The sequence below is a fragment of the Paenibacillus sp. Root444D2 genome, from assembly GCF_001426375.1.
Lineage (GTDB): Bacteria > Bacillota > Bacilli > Paenibacillales > NBRC-103111 > Paenibacillus_E.
This window is the reverse complement of the sequence record NZ_LMEO01000050.1, coordinates 758,438-775,742: the sequence shown is the minus strand read 5'-3', so window position 1 is coordinate 775,742 and position 17,305 is coordinate 758,438. Positions and strand designations below refer to the sequence as shown.

The following is a 17,305-nucleotide window of genomic DNA, read 5'->3' as shown; positions in this document are numbered from 1 at the left end:
TCGGATAGCTGTCTTTTTTATGTAAATTCGATGAATCCAATGTCTTCCTATGGTACAATAAGTCGATAAAAAGGCGAAGTACAAGGGAGAGAGAATACCTTGAAATATCGATTAATAGCACTGGATGTAGACGGAACTCTTTTAAATGATGAGCATGAATTATCAGAACGCACGATTGAAACGATTCAGGAGGTACATGATCAAGGGTGTCACATTGTGCTATGTACCGGAAGAGCTCCAGCTAGCACATTGCCAATTCTTCAACAACTCGGGCTTGAGGGAACGATGATTACGCATAATGGCGCGGCGACAGTTCATGCGGATGAACGGGGTCAGACTTTGATCAATGAGTTTGCTTTTACGCTTCCTGAAATTGAGCCTATGTTGGATTATGTGCGAAGAGAAGGCATTCATTTCGATGTATGTACGTCTTTTAACATGTATATCGAACGGATCAGTGAGTACGAAAAACAGATGTATCAAAAGTTTATGATCAACCCCAAACTTGTGACGAACGTATCAGAGCTTGGACTGCCAATAGTGAAATTTACAATTTTTAGCCAAAATGAGTTGGATCGCATTCAAAAGGAATGGGAAGAACAGAAACTATACGGTCATATGCGGATGATTCGCAGTGGCGACCTCTTTATTGATGTGATGAGTACAAAGGCCAATAAGCGCAACGCTTTGAAAGCTTTGGCTGCTTCTTTAGAGATTGATCCTAGTGAAATCATGGCTATCGGAAATTATTACAATGACCTAGAAATGATGGCATTTGCCGGACTCGGCATCGCTGTGGAGAATTCGCCAGAAGGCGTGAAAGAAGCAGCGGATGCGGTGACTTCCTCTAATAATGACGAGGGTGTCCGTGAGGCTATCTTGAAATACTGTTTATAATATAAAATTCGATTAAATCCTCGGTTTTTGAGGATTTTTGTCGTTTTAGGGGGTTCTTCCATATTATGACGTATGGTAGAATAAGAGAAAGAAAATTGATAACGGTGGTGTAAAGATGGGGAAAGAGAAGAAAGCTTATAGTAAGAAGGAGAAAATAGTAGGGGCAATTGCTAGTACGGCAATTTTGGCTGTGCCTTTTATGGTGGCTCCTGCTCAGCAGGGTTATGCAAACATTGTTACTTCTTCTAATCCTCCAACTCCAGTAGAAAAAATAACGACGATAGTAATACCTTTAAACGGAACTAAGTATATTGATTTAGATTCTTTGTATAGTTCGAAGTATATGTATTTTGAACAGAACGAGAATGAAATGAATGTGGCTAAGGGAGAAATTTTAGAGGGAAGCGAAGGAATCTTAGAAATAAAGGCTGGTGAAGTAGGAAAGGCAACATTTACGGTAAAAGGAACAAGGTATGTACCTTCTTACACTCAAATCATAGACACATTTCAAGTTATTGTAGTCCCGAATACAGAAAATGCAGATCAATATAAGTTTGATATTTCAAAAGTTGTAAAACTCATGAATGAAGCACCTGCTGACTTGTTTGATACGGCTGATAAAGTCAAAGGATTACTTATAAATGTTGATCCAGAAACACTGCTAAGTGTAAATCCGTTTAATAATGATTTAGTGAACTCGGCTCCTTATCAAATTGAAGCGACAAGTAAAATTCAAGGTACAGTAGGAGAAATAATCGAAAGTGGAGAAATCCAAGAGCGAATTAATAATTACTTCAATGATGACGATATAGAAGATAATTTAAAAGTATTTTTTATAAATGCGAATAATGAGAATATTCAAATCGAAGCCCGATCAGAAGGAGAAATCATTTATGGTTATAATTTGATTCCTCTTCATGCAGGAGACTTTGACCTTGACGTTCTTGTTGTGGATCACAATGGAGGAGTTACGAAAGGGAAGATTCCTTTTCATATTGCTGAGGTTAATAGCCCTCCAGATATAAAAATAAATAGCGTTCTTGCACAACATTTTTTATCTGAGTTGAACAATCCTATATTAAAGTTATCACAAGATGCTGAGATTGATCTTAATGATATATTTTTTGATGTAGATGAGGATGAAATTCATTATGAAGTTACTGTTGAACAATTTGGTTCACCCGATAATTCAACATCGACCATTAATCTCGGATCAGCGTCTAAGTTATCATGGGAATATTTAAATACCATTGTTCAAGGCAGTATTCTACGGATTAAGAATATCCATGCTTTCAATTATGATCATCCTAATGATAAAACCGAGCTTAATGTAAATATCGAGCATGCAAGCTACGATCCATTTCCTTCATCATTAGACATGTATAAATCAAATGCTGCAGGAACAAGCAGCTATATTTTTGATTATCAAAGTGAGTTAGGTTTCGGAGAGGAAAGCCGGGCTTGGATAGGTCCAAATGATATTCTTAATAATGATATTAATGCTGTCACCGCATCGGTCTATCAAAATGTATATCTAAAATTTGATGCAAAGGACTATACAAGCAGTTCTCTTTCAAAAATAAAAATTTATGCTCATGATCAAGTAGATAGTTCCGTATTGTATCAGGATGATTTTAACTTCAGGGTAATTTCAGTTGAAGATACTCGAAATCCTCAAACACAGATCCCAGCCATTAGTCCACGACCGCTTTATCCGTATCAAAATTATGATAGCAACTACTGGGCTGGTTCATTCCACTTTAGGGATTTTGTATCAGTAATTCCTGAACAGTACAATGATGTTTCCTCATGGACATTTGAGACAGGTTCAACGGTCACGATGAGTCTAACTGAAAATGTACCTTCAGGAACACATGTTTTATTTAAGATAGATCCTGAACAAGGTAATGATGACAGCGGAAAACGTGTATTCTATGTGCCTTATGTTAAACCATAAGGTGACTATGCCAACACAACATGAACATATCATTTCTCTCATCCAAGATCTAAAGTTCGCAGAAGCCGAAACGGAACTAAAACAAGCAATCAGCCATACTCCCCTAGATGGCCAGCTCTGGGTCATGCTAGGCGAGACGCTTTTACTACAGAGTCAAGGACAAGCAGCCAAACGAGTATTTGATCGCGCCTGGTTGCTTGATCCTCAAGCACAATGGATCAAACCAATCTATAAAGCGTTGCAACAAGTGGCACAAGGTGATAACCGAAATGATATAGACGAACTGTTAACTGTGCCTAAAATAACGGTTGCTGCGGCTATATTGACGCGCAATGAAGCAACAAACATCTCCAAGTGCATTCTGGCTCTGCAGGGAGCCGTTGATGAAATCATCGTTGTGGATTCATCTACTGATGACACGCCTAGAATCGCTTCTCAGTATCCCAAGGTTAAAGTTATCCGAATAACATGGGAGGATGACTTTGCCGCCGCTCGCAACAAAGGTCTGCAACATGTGCAGTCGGATTGGGTCGTATGGGTAGACGCGGATGAGGTGCTAGTTCCTGAAGATGTCCCCTCCATTAGGGAAGTAGCAGGAGTTTTTCAACATCTAGATATCATTCCAGCTTTACATATTTGGCAAGTAAATCATGTAAATGGTATAGTGCACCATGACTTTTCGCAGATTCGCATGTTTCCAGTCCGAAGAGGCATTCGCTTCCACGGGCGTGTTCATGAACAAGTAGGAACGAACAAAGGAATATATCATAATGATATATATAGGCGCGCAGTCAAAATTAGGCTGAATCACCATGGTTATGAACCATCTATTCTGCAAAGCAGAAGAAAGCTGGAGAGAAATCTCCGTTTGTTGAAGTTAATGATCCAGGAAGAGCCGGAGAATCCAGGTCACTGGTTGTACTATGGTCGGGAGTCAATTGGGGTAGGAGAACAAGAGCAAGCGTACACGGCATTGCTTGAAGCAGAGCGTTTGGGGCTGTTATTGCCTACTTTTGGTAGGATGTCAGACGTTTATAAGCTGCTTTTCCAAATCATGATGGTACGTAAAAATTATTCTGAGGCGGAAGCTTATTGTCTTAAGTCGATTGCACATAATCCTGCTTTTCCAGACGCTCATTATATGCTTTCACAAGTACGTATAAAGCAAGCGGATGAGCTGCTGCGGTTGGCGGAAGCTAGCATTAAACAATCGTTAACATGCTTACCTAATTATCGTGGCAGTGTAAGTGCTGACTACCAAATCGCTGAATGGAAGGCAGAATTGACTTTAGGTGAGCTAGCTATGCGTTCAGGGAGATTATCTATAGCAAAAAGTATTTTTGCAAAGCATGTAAAGCATTCCGGAGGAATGTATAATCTAAAAGATAAACTCGCAACCATAGAAGCCGAACGTCAACGCTTAAATGATCAAAGTAAATAACAAAAGGGCGGTTCCCATGTCATGTAGAATGATGCTAGGAACTGTTCTTTTTCATTTATCCTGAATACTCATATTTTGGACGATGTTGGGACAATCTACAGAAGAATCATAAGAACTGTAGAGGAGGCGAGGAAAGTCGTGGCCGATATTATGCTTAGACCCGACCTGAAAACGGCAGGCGGAGAAGTCTGCGATATTGAGTACAATGGGGAGTTTGTCGGTACGTTAACGCTAGTCTACAGGGAATCGGATCGACTTAAAGGCTCGATTCATCTGGAGCAGCAGTCCATTACGATCGTGGACAAACAGAAGGTGTATGATTTCGTTCAGTCATACATTCAGAGTGTCATTGATGCACTGGCTATTGAGGAGTGCGAGGTATTAGTTAGTTACAGTGATTATGATTTCGTTATCGCGACAGATCATGCCTTACAATCTAGCATGCATGAAGGGGACTCACATTCGTATACTCGTCACGAACATGACGATGAGGTTGATTATGAATGGGTGAGGGACGAAACCCGATTCGATGACATCGACTCAGAGAATGCTCCAGATAAAATGGAAATGATTCAAGAACGCAAGAATCAACAGGGCTATGAGCTTGTTATTGTGGGTGAAAGTAGAAACCGTGTGGATTATCATGTTTATGATAAAGACTCGGAGCTTATTGCTGAAATTACGCTTCATATGTATGGTACTGATGTAATTGGAGATATAACATGGAGATTCGATCCTTTTGATGAGGAAATGGACAGGGTCTCCGAGCTCATCGTCGAAGATTTCAATGAGGATGAAACGGATACGTTCATTTTTAACATGATCTATAATGGGGAAACCGTAGATACGGTGGAATTAACGCACATTGATTTATTAGATTTGGTTGATGACATGGAAGAGGATACGATGCTTCCTTCTCCGGAAGATTACACGATTAATTTGGCTAGAGATGATGGCGATACACTCACGTATGAAATTTATCAGCAATCCTATGGTGGTTTGCCTATTGGTACTGCAACGGTAGATATTAGTTCTCGCCAGCTAACAGGATTCATTGATTTCCGGGAGCCAGGGGATTCAGATGATCGAGAGCTAATTGCCACATTATTGCTTGAAGAGTTGGATAAAGAAAAAGAGTATGAAACGTTTAATGTATCCATGCTTTATAGAAATAAGCTAATTGATGAAATTTGGTTCGAAACAGACCAATATCATTGAGCTAGCACCATGAGCTAGCACCAAATAAAAAAGGCATGAACTCCCATAAAAGATGGAAGTCATGCCTTTCTGTTTAATTAAAAAGTGTTGGAAACGATGATTTGATCCAAAGGAAGGCGACCTGCAGATCTTGCAGGGGAAGCAGCCAAACCTACGCTAATCAGCATAACAGGTACATAACGTGCTGGAACGTTGAAAGCTTCAACGAATTTGCCGGCATCGTAACCACCCATTGGGCATGTGTCATAGCCCATTGCTTTTGCAGCAATCATAAGCTGCATAGCTGCTAAGGATGCGTTACGAATAGCTTCGTCACGAGCAACTTGTGGATATTGATATGCGCGTTCGATTTGAGCGGCAAGAGTGTCATACACTTCTTTTGGCATGTGGCCAGCTTCAACTGCTGGACCAAAAGCGAGTTCTACGTTTTTATTAGCTTCAAGATCGCCTAGAATAGCGATAACAACGGAGCTTTCTACGATTTGCTTTTGTCCATATGCGATAGGAAGTAGTTTCTCTTTTTGAGCTTGATCTTCAATAACGAGAAACTTCCAGTGTTGAAGGTTCCATGAAGATGGTGCTTGTGACGTGGACGTCAAAAGCTGTTCCAAATCAGCTTTTGGCATTTTGTGCCCAGCTTGATATTGCTTTACGGAATGACGGTCTTCTAAAACTTTAAGAACTTCGGATTTAACTTCTGTACTCATTAGGTTTCCCTCCAAGGATATAAATGTAAACCAGTTAATAACAATTACTGTAATCATAAATATTATAGTTTAAGTTGTCAAGAGAGTCTTTCGCGATGTCGGAAAATGTTGGATAATGGAAGCAAGAAAGGGGATGTTCCTCTTGAAAATGACGCAAAAAGAGCTTAGTCACCTTATTTTTCTCTCAGAAGTCGTCTTAACCGGCAAGAAGAAGAGCCTTATGGATGAGACGCTGCAATGTTTGCTTTATATTGTTAAATCAGTCGAAGAGGTTGAGCTTCCCAATACCGTAGTCGATCAAATTGAAAGTCTTACAGCTCTAATCGAATCGGATTTACGTAATGAGAATGAACGGATTCAGGAGATTCGCGGTCACTTGGACTGGTCGCAAAAGGGAAGACGAAAACAGCAAGATTGATTGTGAAAAACGGTCTCTTCGTGATAGAATGTAGAGTACTGTTTTTTTCATAATTATGAGGTGATAGATATGAGCTACGATATCCCAAGAGATGTGCAAATGTTGGGGCGTGACATCCAAGAGAACCAATTGAAATATCATCACAAATCCGTTTTGATTTCCAAAGAATTTACGTTTGACAGTGCGCATCATTTGCATTGTTATGAAGGAAAATGTAAAAATCTGCACGGACATACCTATAAACTGCAAGTTATTATGCGCGGAAAAGTGGATAACCGGGGGATCGCTATAGATTTTGGTGATATTAAACGTATTGCAAAAGAACGTGTCGTTGACCGATTGGACCATAAATATTTGAATGATGTGCTACCCGCTATGAATACAACCGCTGAAAATATGGTCGTTTGGATGTATGAGGAAATTCATCAGGCTTTGCTTGAGGAACAACTTTATCCAGCGATCATGCTGGAAGAAATCCGGCTGTGGGAAACGCCGACTAGTTATGCGGCCATCACACGCTCGATGATGGAGGAGGATGTGTAATGCGAGATATCCGCATTCCGATGGTCGAGATCTTCGAGACGGTTGAAGGCGAAGGGACCCGTGCCGGGTTCCCGACGGTCTTCGTCCGTCTTTTTGGTTGCAACCTGCGCTGTACCTGGTGTGACACCAAGTACAGCTACCCGCCCGCGGAAGCGGAGAACGTCATGACCATTGCTGAAATTATCAGCAAGGTCCAGACGTACCGCTCCCGGCATATTTGCCTTACCGGCGGCGAGCCGCTCCTGTACGGCGAGAAGTCGCTCGCGTTAATCGACGCGCTCGCAGAGCTGGAGCAGGTCGATGACCTGCATATCGAGACGAACGGCGCGATCGATCTCGCACTGTTCGTAGAGCGTGTCGCATCGCCGAAGGTGCGATACGTCATGGACTTTAAGCTGCCCGACTCTGGCGAGATGGAGCAGATGGTCATGAGCAATTTCGCCCTGCTGCGCGAGCAGGACGAGTTGAAGTTCGTCATCGGCAGCGAGCACGACTTCCGCACCGCGGTGGAAGTGCTTGAGCAGCACCCGACGAAGGCGCTGCCGATGTTCAGCCCGGTGTGGGAGACCATGCCGCCGCGCAAGCTCGTCGAGCATATGCTTGACGCAGGGTTGTCCAAGGTGAAGCTCAATATGCAGCTGCATAAGATCATTTGGGATCCCGCGATGCGCGGCGTTTAAAGCGAGTATCTGCTTATTTATCCATTTTTCACAAGAAGAAAAAGAGGTGTCTACTATGAGCGTAAGCAATGAAGATAAGAAAAGAGCCGTCATCATTCTAAGTGGCGGATTAGATAGTACAACATGCATGGGACTTGCCAAAGAAGCGGGATATGAGCTATATCCGATTTCTTTTGACTATGGTCAGCGTCATAAGATCGAAATCGAGAATGCCAAGCAAGTCGCTGAGCATTATGGTGTCAGTGGTCGTCATAAGATCATCAAGCTAGATTTCTTGCGTGATTTCGGCGGCAGCGCATTAACGGATGATAGCATTGATGTTCCGAATGTTGTGGATGGCTTGACGGAAGGTTCAGAGGAATCTGAAATTCCAGTGACTTATGTACCTGGACGCAATTTGCTATTCCTTTCGATTGCAACCTCTTATGCAGAAGTAACAGGATCACAGGCTATATATATCGGAGTGAATGCTCTCGATTACAGTGGATATCCGGATTGTCGTCCGGAGTTCATTCATAAAGTGGAAGAAGTGATAGCCCTTGCCACCAAGGTCGGCGTTGAAGGAAAAGGGATCACGATTGAAACACCTCTCATTGACTGGACCAAGGCACGAATTGTGGAAGAAGGCTTGAAGATCGGTGTTCCTTACGAGCTAACAACGTCTTGTTACAATGGAAAAGCGGAAGCTTGCGGTGTTTGTGACAGCTGCCGTTTACGGTTGAAGGGTTTTGAAGAAGCGGGTTCAAAAGATCCGATACCATACCTAGCTTAAGTTTCCCGCAAGAAAGGCGGAGCGTTTCGTGACCAGAATCATGGTGGTGGATGATGACGCAGATATCAGAGAGTTGATTCGCGTTTATTTGGCCAGAGAAGGTTTATCAGTCATGCAGGCAAGCAATGGACAAGAAGCGCTCAGCATGCTTGAAACAACACCGGCGGATTTAGTCGTATTGGATGTCATGATGCCTTTGATGGACGGTTGGGAACTTTGTCGCGAATTAAGGGCGCAATATGAAGATTTGCCCCTCCTTATGGTGACAGCTAAAAGTGAATCCGTCCACAAGGTGAAAGGTTTCCAGCTTGGCACGGACGACTATCTTGTGAAGCCTTTTGACCCCGTGGAATTGGTGATGCGTGTTAAAGCTTTGCTTAAGCGTTATCGGATCAACGCCTCTCAGACGATCACACTCGGTAATGTGCTGATTGATCGCACGGCATTCGAGGTTCGATTACAGGATCAGCGCTTGGCGCTTCCTTTAAAAGAGTTCGAGCTCCTCTATAAGCTTGCTAGTTATCCAGCACAAATCTTCACCCGTACGCAGCTCATTGAGCAGATCTGGGGGATGGATTATGAAGGTGATGACCGAACGGTTGATGTTCATATTAAACGTTTGAGAGAGCGGTTCGAACCACTGACGGAGGAGTTTCGTATTACGACCATTCGCGGACTTGGGTACAGGCTCGAGGTGAATACATGATTAAGATAAGGTCGCTTTATCTGCGCGTGGTGCTGACATTTCTGGCCATAGTTGTGGTTAGTGTGTCAGTCGCCTTTCCGTTGGCAACGGTCTTTTTCAGAAATCTGATTACCACGGAATTTCAAGCAGACATGCTCGCGATTGGCCGGCAACTAGTCACGTTGAGTGAAGACATTCAGCCAAAAAATCTTGATTCTTTTGTGGCAGGAAGCAACCGATTAAACGATAACTACACCTTGACTTTATTTTACGAAAATGGAGAGCCTGCGACGGCGATCTCTTTGGACAAAAAAGGGAATCCTCGTATTGAACCATCGGAAGTGGCCTATGTTCTACATGGCAGCATTTACAAAAGCCTTGACTATGGGATGCCCAAAGATCCATTCAATCAGATTAAGGTAGGATTGCCTCTCCAAGTTGATAGCAAAACTTATGCCCTATTCATTCATCCAAACTTCTCGGAGGTAGCTCGTCGTCAAGTGCAGACAGCTGTCATTACTGTACTTCTCATCGTACTTATTGTCGGTAGCTTGCTCATTCTCGTCGCATCTCGCTATCTAGTAAATCCATTAAAAAAATTGACGCTGGCTACGGAACGATTAGCTAGAGGCAATTTTAATGTTCATGTTTCAGTGAAGCAAAAGGATGAGCTAGGACAGTTAGCTCAAAGTTTTAATCATATGGCTGGCGAACTGAAACAGCTAGAACAAATGCGGCAAGACTTTGTTTCGAACGTTTCCCATGAAATTCAGTCTCCTCTTACGTCGATCCGGGGCTTTTCCAAGGCGCTAAGGGGTTCAGAAATTGACGAGGCGGAGCGTGGACGTTACTTGGAAATCATTGAACGTGAGAGTGAGCGATTATCACGCCTCAGTGATAATTTATTGAAGCTGGCCTCTCTGGAGTCGGAGCATCATCCTTTTCACCCAACCACATACGATCTAGATGAACAATTACGTAGAGTTGTTGTATTCTATGAGCCGCAGTGGTCAAGTAAGCAATTGGAGCTGGACTTGGAGCTTCCTCGAGTGAAAGTTACTGCTGATGCAGACCAATTAAGTCAGGTATGGATGAATCTTCTTGGGAACGCAATCAAGTTCACACCCTTAAGAGGGACAATACACATTCAGTTAGAACCTCTCAATGACAGGATTCGCATTCGCATTCAAGATAGTGGCATTGGAATCGCTGCCTCGGATCAAGAACGGATATTTGAACGATTTTATAAGGCGGATGCGTCCAGACAGCGCGAGACAGACGGAAGCGGTTTGGGACTTGCGATTGTAAGGAAAATTGTTGAACTTCACCATGGTACTATTGAACTGCAGAGTGAGATCGATAGAGGAACGTTGTTTGTCGTTACGATACCGATTCTGATATATCCAACTAATAAATAAAAGAGGACAGCAGATGTTTATGCTGTCCTTTTCCTATTAAAACATGTAACCACGCCAAGCTGTAACCCATATAGTAGGTTAACTGTAAATCATTTTTTACGCAAATAGCGAGCATATTCTAATGGGCGTTTATAAACCCTGTCACGCTTGTCTATCTCATCATACAGTTCTTTTTGTGGCTTTCCGTTCACTTCTATGATCCAAAGAAATCCGGCGCTGTCCAGCACAAGGTCAACACTAAGTTCACCTAGATGGCAGTGGGTTCCCATTTCAATGATTTCCGCCGCTCTTAAACTTATGTCGTAAATCGAGCGAATGATTTCATTAACTTTATCAGGAGGATACAATTGTTTAAGAGCTTTTTCGGATAAACAAACCTTCTCGCACATGCTTGTGTTAAAGAAGCCTTTATGAGCGAGCCGACTGATAACGTTGGTGGCAGACCATTGACCTCTCTTATTTTTTTGTGCGAGTACTCGGATATCGAATACTTGTTCGTTAAGTGGTTGAATATCGACGCCTTTTTGGATGATGTAAGGGGTGGATCCCACAAGCTTATCAATGCTCACTTGGAATTGCAGGGGATCTTTTACGATGATTTTAGGTGAAAAATGATGCTCCCCAATGTGAATCTCCTTCGAATCTTTCACCTCCACACGATAAACGCTTTTCCCTTTATTTCCATAACAAGGTTTAACGTATAGGACCTTATGAGTATCTAGTAAGCTCAAAACATTTTCCCTGTCATACAAGATAGTTTCCGGTAAATATTGTGCGAGCCATTGGCTTAAATGAATATGAATCTCGTGCTTATTAAATTGGTTGATATGATTGAAACATTTGTCCCTTCCGATTATTTTACCTAAACGTTCGATGATTTTAGGGTTAAAACGATAACAACGATTGTAAACAACATCGGGGAAAGGAAATTTACTTAGAAGCCATTTTCGGTTTATACGATGTATGCCGGATATGCTATTTCGTTTCCAATCAATATCATCTGGGGTAAAACAGAATAATTTCATATGGGTCGTATTGCAATTCAGATATTTTTGCAGGGCATACTTTCTTTCATACTGGTTAGCAACCATGATACCGACTAAACCGCTTCCTTTGTCCATCATTTTCCTCCTTAATCCTGTAAAGAAAGTCCTATACAGAATATGTTAGGAAATTGGAAGTGTATGGACAAGAATACAATGGAATAGAAAATGTGTTCATTTATTAAATTAGAAATTAATTTGCCTTTGAGGTAAAATAGCCCAGCCAAAACGTTGTTAGGTGAATACCTTAATTTTGACAACAAATAAGGAGTGATTTTTTATGGGTAGAGTACCTGGCCCCCCAGGCCCTCCAGGACCACAAGGACCACAAGGACCACAAGGACCACAAGGACCACAAGGACCACAAGGACCACAAGGACCGCAAGGACCGCAAGGTCCAGCTGGAGGGATATCTTCATTCGCTTTCCTTTGCAGCACAGAGGAACAAAACGTTGATGCTGCATCAGTCCCCGGCGGGCAAGGAGAAGCCGTTACTTTCAATAATTCTCTTATCACTGGTACGGCCATTTCATTCACAGCTCCGCAAACGATCAATATCCTTCAGTCTGGCACCTATCTTATAAGTTGGGAAGTGTTCCCTACACCAGGTAATAATGCGTTTGGTTTGTTTTTTGATCCAGCTGGTCCTACTCCAGCTTCCTTGGTACTTTGCAGCAATTATGGTACAAACGCAGGAAACCAACCTTACCAAGGTCAGGTCGTTACTCAATTAACGGCAGGTGGTACGTTAACATTGAATCGGATTGATAATATGGGGAATTTGGTATTGCAAAACGCTATTGGTGGAGGCACACCTGTAGTAAGCGCATCTATTGTAATTGAAAAGTTAGCATAATAATCAATTAGGAAATGGCACCTTTTATATGGCGGCGGTTCTATCATAACCTGCCACAGTTTCTATGTTAGTTAAAGAAGGTCACCAATAGATCCCCGTGTTATTCACGGAGATGATTGGTGACTTTTTTTATTTGTTCATATTGGGTTCATATTGAACCTGTATGGTTAGCTTATAAACATTTGATGAGAATAAGTTTACGCTTGTCATGAGGGGAGTACAGGAATGAATCGATTAACACAGTTTTCCATGAAGAATGTCTCGGCATTATTCATTATCATGATCATGCTTTTTGTTGGCGGATTTTATTCATCCACACAGCTTAAAGTAGAGAACATGCCAAACGTTTCTTTTCCAGTAGTTGCTGTAACAACTACCTATACAGGAGCGCCCAAGGATGTCATGGATGAAATTACGGCTCCTATTGAAGAAAAGTTAGCGAACATTGAAGATCTGGATTCCATAACTTCAACTTCGAGTGATAATTTCTCCATGATTATCGTTCTGTTCAAACAAAATGTAGATATTGACAAGAAGAAGCAGGCCGTTCAAGATATGTTGGCTGAAGTTAAGCTTCCGGCTGCTGCAGGAGCGCCAAAAGCGTCAACATTCGGTGCTGCATCATTCCCTTCCAATTACTTAGTCGCTTATGCGAAGGACGGGGTAAGCCAAACTGAGCTCGACAAGTCTTTTAAAGATAAAATCAAGCCTGGTCTTGAAGGAATTAAAGGGATCGACCATATGGACGTTATTGGTGCCAGAAGCACTTCGCTCGATATTGAGCTGGATGCTGCTGCGCTTGATGTATATGGATTGTCACCGGCTCTAGTGAGCAATGCAATTAATTCCGCTGCGACGAAGAGTCCTATCGGTAGCGTAGAAATTAGCGGCAACAATAAGATGACTCGTGTCACTGGCAATTTATCAAGCTTGTACGATTTGCAACAGGTTGAAATCACCACACCTAAAGGAGATATTGTAACACTAGATCAAGTCTCTAAGGTAAAGGCGATAACGGAATCTGACTTCAATGGCAGACTGGATGGCAAGCCGGCTATTGGTATGATTTTGTACAAAGCAGGCAGTGCTAATGCGGTTGATTTCTCAGGATCCATCGAGAAGCTGATTCATGAGTGGGAAACGACACTACCAAACATTACTTTCAAAAACACTTATGATAGTGCAGATCAAATTAAAGAGTCCATTACAGGACTTGTACGTGAAGGTATTGTAGGGGCGATATTGGCTTCTTTAATGATACTTATTTTCCTCCGGAACATTCGGATGACACTTATTGTTCTTGTCTCGATTCCACTTTCCATTTTGATCACCTTACTATTAATGTCGCAATTAAATTTAACGCTTAATACCATGACACTCGGTGGTATTTTTATCGCAGTAGGTCGCGTGGTTGATGATTCCATTGTTGTTATCGAAAACATATATGCTTCATTGGAAAAAGCGCAGGAACGCAAAGAATCCGTCATCGCCTTAGCGACGAAGCAAGTTTCGATGGCTATTACGTCCTCAACTTTGGCAACCGTAGGGGTTTTTGCTCCACTGGCTTTGGTAACGGGTGTTGTAGGAGGGTTCTTTAGACCTTTTGCCTTAACAATTGCTTGTGCACTTTTATCTTCCTTAATTGTTGCTTTAACGGTTATTCCGATGCTCGCAAAATTGCTCGTTCTTCGCAGCAAGCCGGGCAAGGGGCACCATGATGAATCAAAACCAACCAAATTAACAACATTCTACGAAAAGGTATTGACGTGGAGCTTGAAAAATCGGATAAAAACATTGTTAATTTCAGGACTTATGCTTGTAGTCACAATTGCAGCGACGGTACCGTTCCTATCGGTTTCGTTCTTGCCTAGCTCGAAACCTGCAAAAACAATGTATTTCCAGATCAAAATGCCGTATGCGACTTCTTTTGAAGCTACAGATACAAAAACGAAAGAAATTGAAACTGTCCTGCTAGATACGAAAGATTCAAATGGCGAGCCTGTGTTCAAATTCGTTGAAGCCTTAGTCGGTTATGCAGGCAAAGATGACGAACGGACGCCTTATGCTTCTCAGATTTTTGTCCAAGTGAATGATAAGGTCGATCCGAATCAAGTGAAAGACCAGATGAAAGCTTATATTCTCTCTGAATTGCCGAGCGGATCTGAAGTAGAGCCTAAATCCATGGAAGGTGATTTCGGTGTTTCATCGACTGACTTTGCCTATACCCTGCAAGGCGAGGATCAGCTTCAATTAGAGAAAGCAGCCGGTTTGGTTAAAGAGAAGCTAAATACATTCACGGAGCTAAGTGAAATTGGGGATAACCTGAGTGATGCCAAAACAGAAATTGAAATTGCTGTGGATCAGAAAAAAGCGAGAGCATACGGATTAAGCTCATCGACCGTTCGTGATACCGCACGTGCGTGGATTCAAAAGCAAAATCTAGGAGACATGAAATTCGATAATATCGTTTATACAACAACGGTATCGTTAGATAAATCGGACAAAGATACACTAGAAAAGCTAGGTAATATCCCATTGACCGGATCGAATGGTTCAAAGGTTTTATTGAAAGAAGTAGCTAAGGTCAGTGAAACGAAAGGCGCTGCTTCGCTCGCACGTGAGAAACAGCAGCAGCTTGTGAAAGTGACTGCAAAAATCAATGCAGCTGATAAAACTGGTGTGAGTGCCAAAATCAGCGCTGCGATGAAAGATATCGAATTGCCTGAAGGCGTGACACCCAAAATTAGTGGTGTTTCGGATGATGTGAATGAAAGCTTCATGCAGTTGTTCATCGCGATGGCTGCGGCCATATTCGTAGTTTACTTGATTATGGTATTGGCCTTTGGAAACGCAAGTGCACCATTCGCCATCTTGTTCTCACTACCGCTTGCTGTTATTGGGGGTCTTCTCGGACTTGTCATAGCAAGAGAGCCGTTAACCGTAACCTCAATGATTGGTTTCCTCATGCTTATTGGAATCGTAGTGACGAATGCGATCGTATTAATCGATCGTGCCCAGCAGCTGCGCGAAGATGGATACACGGTACGTCATGCTCTAATTGAAGCGGGGAAAGTAAGACTTCGTCCTATTATTATGACCGCTGGAGCTACCATTATGGCATTGGTGCCTCTTGCGCTCGGTATTTCTGGAGAAGGCGGATTAATCGGTAAAGGACTGGGTGTAGTCGTTATCGGCGGTTTGATTACCTCTACGCTATTGACACTAGTTGTCGTACCGATTGTGTACGAATTGATTGAAAGTATAAAGAACCGTATAGGTCGTATGTTCAATCGTAAGAAAGTAAACGAAAAAACGATGTTAGAGGTATAAGGAGGCACATAGATGATTAACGATAGTTCGCGGAAACGAAAATTTAAATCCCGTTCGATGGGGGTGATAGTCCTATTGACCGCTGCGGCGGTCTTGGCTTCAGCTTGTTCAGCTCCAGGTGCAAAAGGGGCTGCAACGGTGCAGTTAGCACCAAAGGCGATTAAAACAGATGTCATAAAGAAGCAGAAAATTAGCAATCCGATCGAACAAGTTGCTGATGTAGCGGCAGGAACAACGCTTGATGTCGTATCGAAAGCTAACGGTGAAGTAACGGAAGTGCTGAGAAAACGTGGAGAGTATGTTGAGAAGGGGGAAATTCTCTTCGTTATTGATAATAAAGATGCCTTATCTGCAAAAAGGAAAAGTGAGCTTTCTGTAAGAAGTGCCCAAGAATCCTTGCAGCAAGCAAAGGATAATAAAGTAAATAACCGCAAGGATCTAACGGACAATGTAACTAGATCGCAAACGGCAGTCAAGAATGCTGAGCAAGAATACAACAAAGTTCGTAATGAATATGACGCAGGCATTGCCGTTCAGCATCAGGTGGATCAATCCAAACAAGCGCTGGATAGCGCCAAGATGAATCTAGATGCTGCACAGAGCAAGCTTTCAGCTTTTGACAACTCGGATTCTATCTCTTCTATTCAAACACAGGCTGAATCCGCAAGCCTATCTCTAGAAGATGCGACTCGCTCATTAGAGAATTATCAAGTTAAAGCACCAGGTAACGGAGTTCTAACGGATTTCAACGTAGTGGTTGGGCAAACAGTAGCTGCCGCGGCAGGGAAAGTTGGGCAAGTCCAGCAGATTGATCCAATCAAAATCAAAACCGAGCTTACAGAAACGAATTTCCTCCTTGTTAAAGGAAAGCAAGAACTCATTTACTATAATCCGGATACTCCTGACAAAAAAGGAACAGCTAAAATTAGCTATTTGGCACCTATTATGAGTGCTGCAACAAAAACGTACACGTTAGAACTGGAAGTTCCCAATAGCGATCATCTGCTGCAGCCAGGTAATCGATTCATGGTACAGCTTACGACTGAGACGGAAGAACAAGTGGTTGCTATTCCTACATTAAGCATCATTCGTGAAGAGTCCGATACCTTCGTCTTTGTTCAGCAAGGTGATCAATATCAGAAACGGAAAGTGAAATTAGGACGCATTAACGGAGAGTATCAAGAAGTGATTGAAGGCGTCAAAGACGGCGAGAAATTGGTTACTGCCGGACAGAACACCTTGAAGGACGGACAAAAAGTAGACAGTGCTAATGCTAGCGCGGGGCCGCAGCCGACAACAACACCAACAGCCAAATAGACATCAGCGAAACTTCACAATAA

General features: G+C 42.4%; 15 protein-coding genes. 13 read left to right on the top strand and 2 right to left on the bottom strand.

Going from position 1 to position 17,305, the window contains the following annotated elements; all coding sequences use genetic code 11:
• Positions 1-99: 99 nt before the first annotated feature.
• The 4 genes from ASD40_RS30835 (at position 100) to ASD40_RS30820 (ending at position 5,513) form a co-directional block, all read left to right on the top strand.
• Positions 100-897: a Cof-type HAD-IIB family hydrolase gene (locus tag ASD40_RS30835; protein WP_057306933.1), complete on the top strand. Its 798-nt coding sequence runs from the start codon at positions 100-102 to the stop codon at positions 895-897.
• 115 nt (positions 898-1,012) lie between these two features.
• Positions 1,013-2,854, top strand: a complete 1,842-nt coding sequence (locus ASD40_RS30830) for a hypothetical protein (RefSeq protein WP_057306932.1) — start codon at positions 1,013-1,015, stop codon at positions 2,852-2,854.
• Between the two features lie 7 nt (positions 2,855-2,861).
• Positions 2,862-4,295 (top strand): glycosyltransferase family 2 protein, encoded by a 1,434-nt coding sequence (locus ASD40_RS30825; protein ID WP_057306931.1) that lies wholly within the window; start codon positions 2,862-2,864, stop codon positions 4,293-4,295.
• 138 nt (positions 4,296-4,433) lie between these two features.
• Positions 4,434-5,513, top strand: coding sequence for a hypothetical protein (locus tag ASD40_RS30820; RefSeq protein WP_057306930.1), 1,080 nt, complete (start codon positions 4,434-4,436; stop codon positions 5,511-5,513).
• Between the two features lie 77 nt (positions 5,514-5,590).
• Here the strand turns inward: ASD40_RS30820 and ASD40_RS30815 are convergent, their stop codons facing one another.
• Positions 5,591-6,220, bottom strand: coding sequence for a nitroreductase family protein (locus tag ASD40_RS30815; protein ID WP_057306929.1), 630 nt, complete (start codon positions 6,218-6,220; stop codon positions 5,591-5,593).
• A gap of 148 nt (positions 6,221-6,368) precedes the next feature.
• Between ASD40_RS30815 and ASD40_RS30810 the strand changes: the two genes are divergently transcribed.
• The 6 genes from ASD40_RS30810 (at position 6,369) to ASD40_RS30785 (ending at position 10,736) form a co-directional block, all read left to right on the top strand.
• Positions 6,369-6,638, top strand: a complete 270-nt coding sequence (locus tag ASD40_RS30810; protein WP_235549460.1) for a hypothetical protein — start codon at positions 6,369-6,371, stop codon at positions 6,636-6,638.
• Between the two features lie 69 nt (positions 6,639-6,707).
• Positions 6,708-7,181: a 6-carboxytetrahydropterin synthase QueD gene (gene queD, locus ASD40_RS30805; RefSeq protein WP_056827790.1), complete on the top strand. Its 474-nt coding sequence runs from the start codon at positions 6,708-6,710 to the stop codon at positions 7,179-7,181.
• Positions 7,181-7,861, top strand: coding sequence for a 7-carboxy-7-deazaguanine synthase QueE (locus tag ASD40_RS30800; protein ID WP_057306927.1), 681 nt, complete (start codon positions 7,181-7,183; stop codon positions 7,859-7,861). Before queD ends, ASD40_RS30800 begins: the two co-directional genes overlap by 1 nt.
• Before the next feature lie 55 nt (positions 7,862-7,916).
• The gene (gene queC / locus ASD40_RS30795; protein ID WP_057306926.1) at positions 7,917-8,633 is read left to right on the top strand and encodes a 7-cyano-7-deazaguanine synthase QueC; all 717 of its coding nucleotides are present in this window, start codon (positions 7,917-7,919) and stop codon (positions 8,631-8,633) included.
• Positions 8,634-8,661: 28 nt separating this feature from the next.
• The gene (locus ASD40_RS30790; RefSeq protein WP_057306925.1) at positions 8,662-9,339 is read left to right on the top strand and encodes a response regulator transcription factor; all 678 of its coding nucleotides are present in this window, start codon (positions 8,662-8,664) and stop codon (positions 9,337-9,339) included.
• Positions 9,336-10,736 carry a sensor histidine kinase gene (locus tag ASD40_RS30785; protein ID WP_057306924.1) on the top strand — a complete coding sequence of 467 codons (1,401 nt, stop codon included), beginning with the start codon at positions 9,336-9,338 and terminating at the stop codon, positions 10,734-10,736. Before ASD40_RS30790 ends, ASD40_RS30785 begins: the two co-directional genes overlap by 4 nt.
• 89 nt (positions 10,737-10,825) lie before the next feature.
• On the opposite strand, the gene ASD40_RS30780 is transcribed toward ASD40_RS30785, so the two are convergent.
• The gene (locus tag ASD40_RS30780; RefSeq protein ID WP_235549449.1) at positions 10,826-11,860 is read right to left on the bottom strand and encodes a YheC/YheD family endospore coat-associated protein; all 1,035 of its coding nucleotides are present in this window, start codon (positions 11,858-11,860) and stop codon (positions 10,826-10,828) included.
• A gap of 199 nt (positions 11,861-12,059) precedes the next feature.
• Here ASD40_RS30780 and ASD40_RS30775 point away from each other — a divergent pair, with 199 nt between their 5' ends.
• The 3 genes from ASD40_RS30775 to ASD40_RS30765 all read left to right on the top strand — a co-directional run bounded on the left by ASD40_RS30775 (position 12,060) and on the right by ASD40_RS30765 (position 17,282).
• The gene (locus tag ASD40_RS30775) at positions 12,060-12,635 is read left to right on the top strand and encodes a hypothetical protein (RefSeq protein ID WP_057306922.1); all 576 of its coding nucleotides are present in this window, start codon (positions 12,060-12,062) and stop codon (positions 12,633-12,635) included.
• Between the two features lie 225 nt (positions 12,636-12,860).
• Positions 12,861-15,965, top strand: coding sequence for an efflux RND transporter permease subunit (locus ASD40_RS30770; protein WP_057306921.1), 3,105 nt, complete (start codon positions 12,861-12,863; stop codon positions 15,963-15,965).
• A gap of 12 nt (positions 15,966-15,977) precedes the next feature.
• The gene (locus tag ASD40_RS30765; RefSeq protein ID WP_057306920.1) at positions 15,978-17,282 is read left to right on the top strand and encodes an efflux RND transporter periplasmic adaptor subunit; all 1,305 of its coding nucleotides are present in this window, start codon (positions 15,978-15,980) and stop codon (positions 17,280-17,282) included.
• Positions 17,283-17,305: the final 23 nt, after the last annotated feature.

Excerpts from the sequence above, each read along its gene's own strand:
- ASD40_RS30830 (WP_057306932.1), top strand. The coding sequence starts at position 1,013 with ATGGGGAAAGAGAAGAAAGCTTATAGTAAGAAGGAGAAAATAGTAGGG.
- ASD40_RS30825 (WP_057306931.1), top strand. The coding sequence starts at position 2,862 with ATGCCAACACAACATGAACATATCATTTCTCTCATCCAAGATCTAAAG.
- ASD40_RS30815 (WP_057306929.1), bottom strand. The coding sequence starts at position 6,220 with ATGAGTACAGAAGTTAAATCCGAAGTTCTTAAAGTTTTAGAAGACCGT.
- ASD40_RS30810 (WP_235549460.1), top strand. The coding sequence starts at position 6,369 with ATGACGCAAAAAGAGCTTAGTCACCTTATTTTTCTCTCAGAAGTCGTC.
- queD (WP_056827790.1), top strand. The coding sequence starts at position 6,708 with ATGAGCTACGATATCCCAAGAGATGTGCAAATGTTGGGGCGTGACATC.
- ASD40_RS30800 (WP_057306927.1), top strand. The coding sequence starts at position 7,181 with ATGCGAGATATCCGCATTCCGATGGTCGAGATCTTCGAGACGGTTGAA.
- queC (WP_057306926.1), top strand. The coding sequence starts at position 7,917 with ATGAGCGTAAGCAATGAAGATAAGAAAAGAGCCGTCATCATTCTAAGT.
- ASD40_RS30785 (WP_057306924.1), top strand. The coding sequence starts at position 9,336 with ATGATTAAGATAAGGTCGCTTTATCTGCGCGTGGTGCTGACATTTCTG.
- ASD40_RS30780 (WP_235549449.1), bottom strand. The coding sequence starts at position 11,860 with ATGATGGACAAAGGAAGCGGTTTAGTCGGTATCATGGTTGCTAACCAG.
- ASD40_RS30775 (WP_057306922.1), top strand. The coding sequence starts at position 12,060 with ATGGGTAGAGTACCTGGCCCCCCAGGCCCTCCAGGACCACAAGGACCA.
- ASD40_RS30770 (WP_057306921.1), top strand. The coding sequence starts at position 12,861 with ATGAATCGATTAACACAGTTTTCCATGAAGAATGTCTCGGCATTATTC.
- ASD40_RS30765 (WP_057306920.1), top strand. The coding sequence starts at position 15,978 with ATGATTAACGATAGTTCGCGGAAACGAAAATTTAAATCCCGTTCGATG.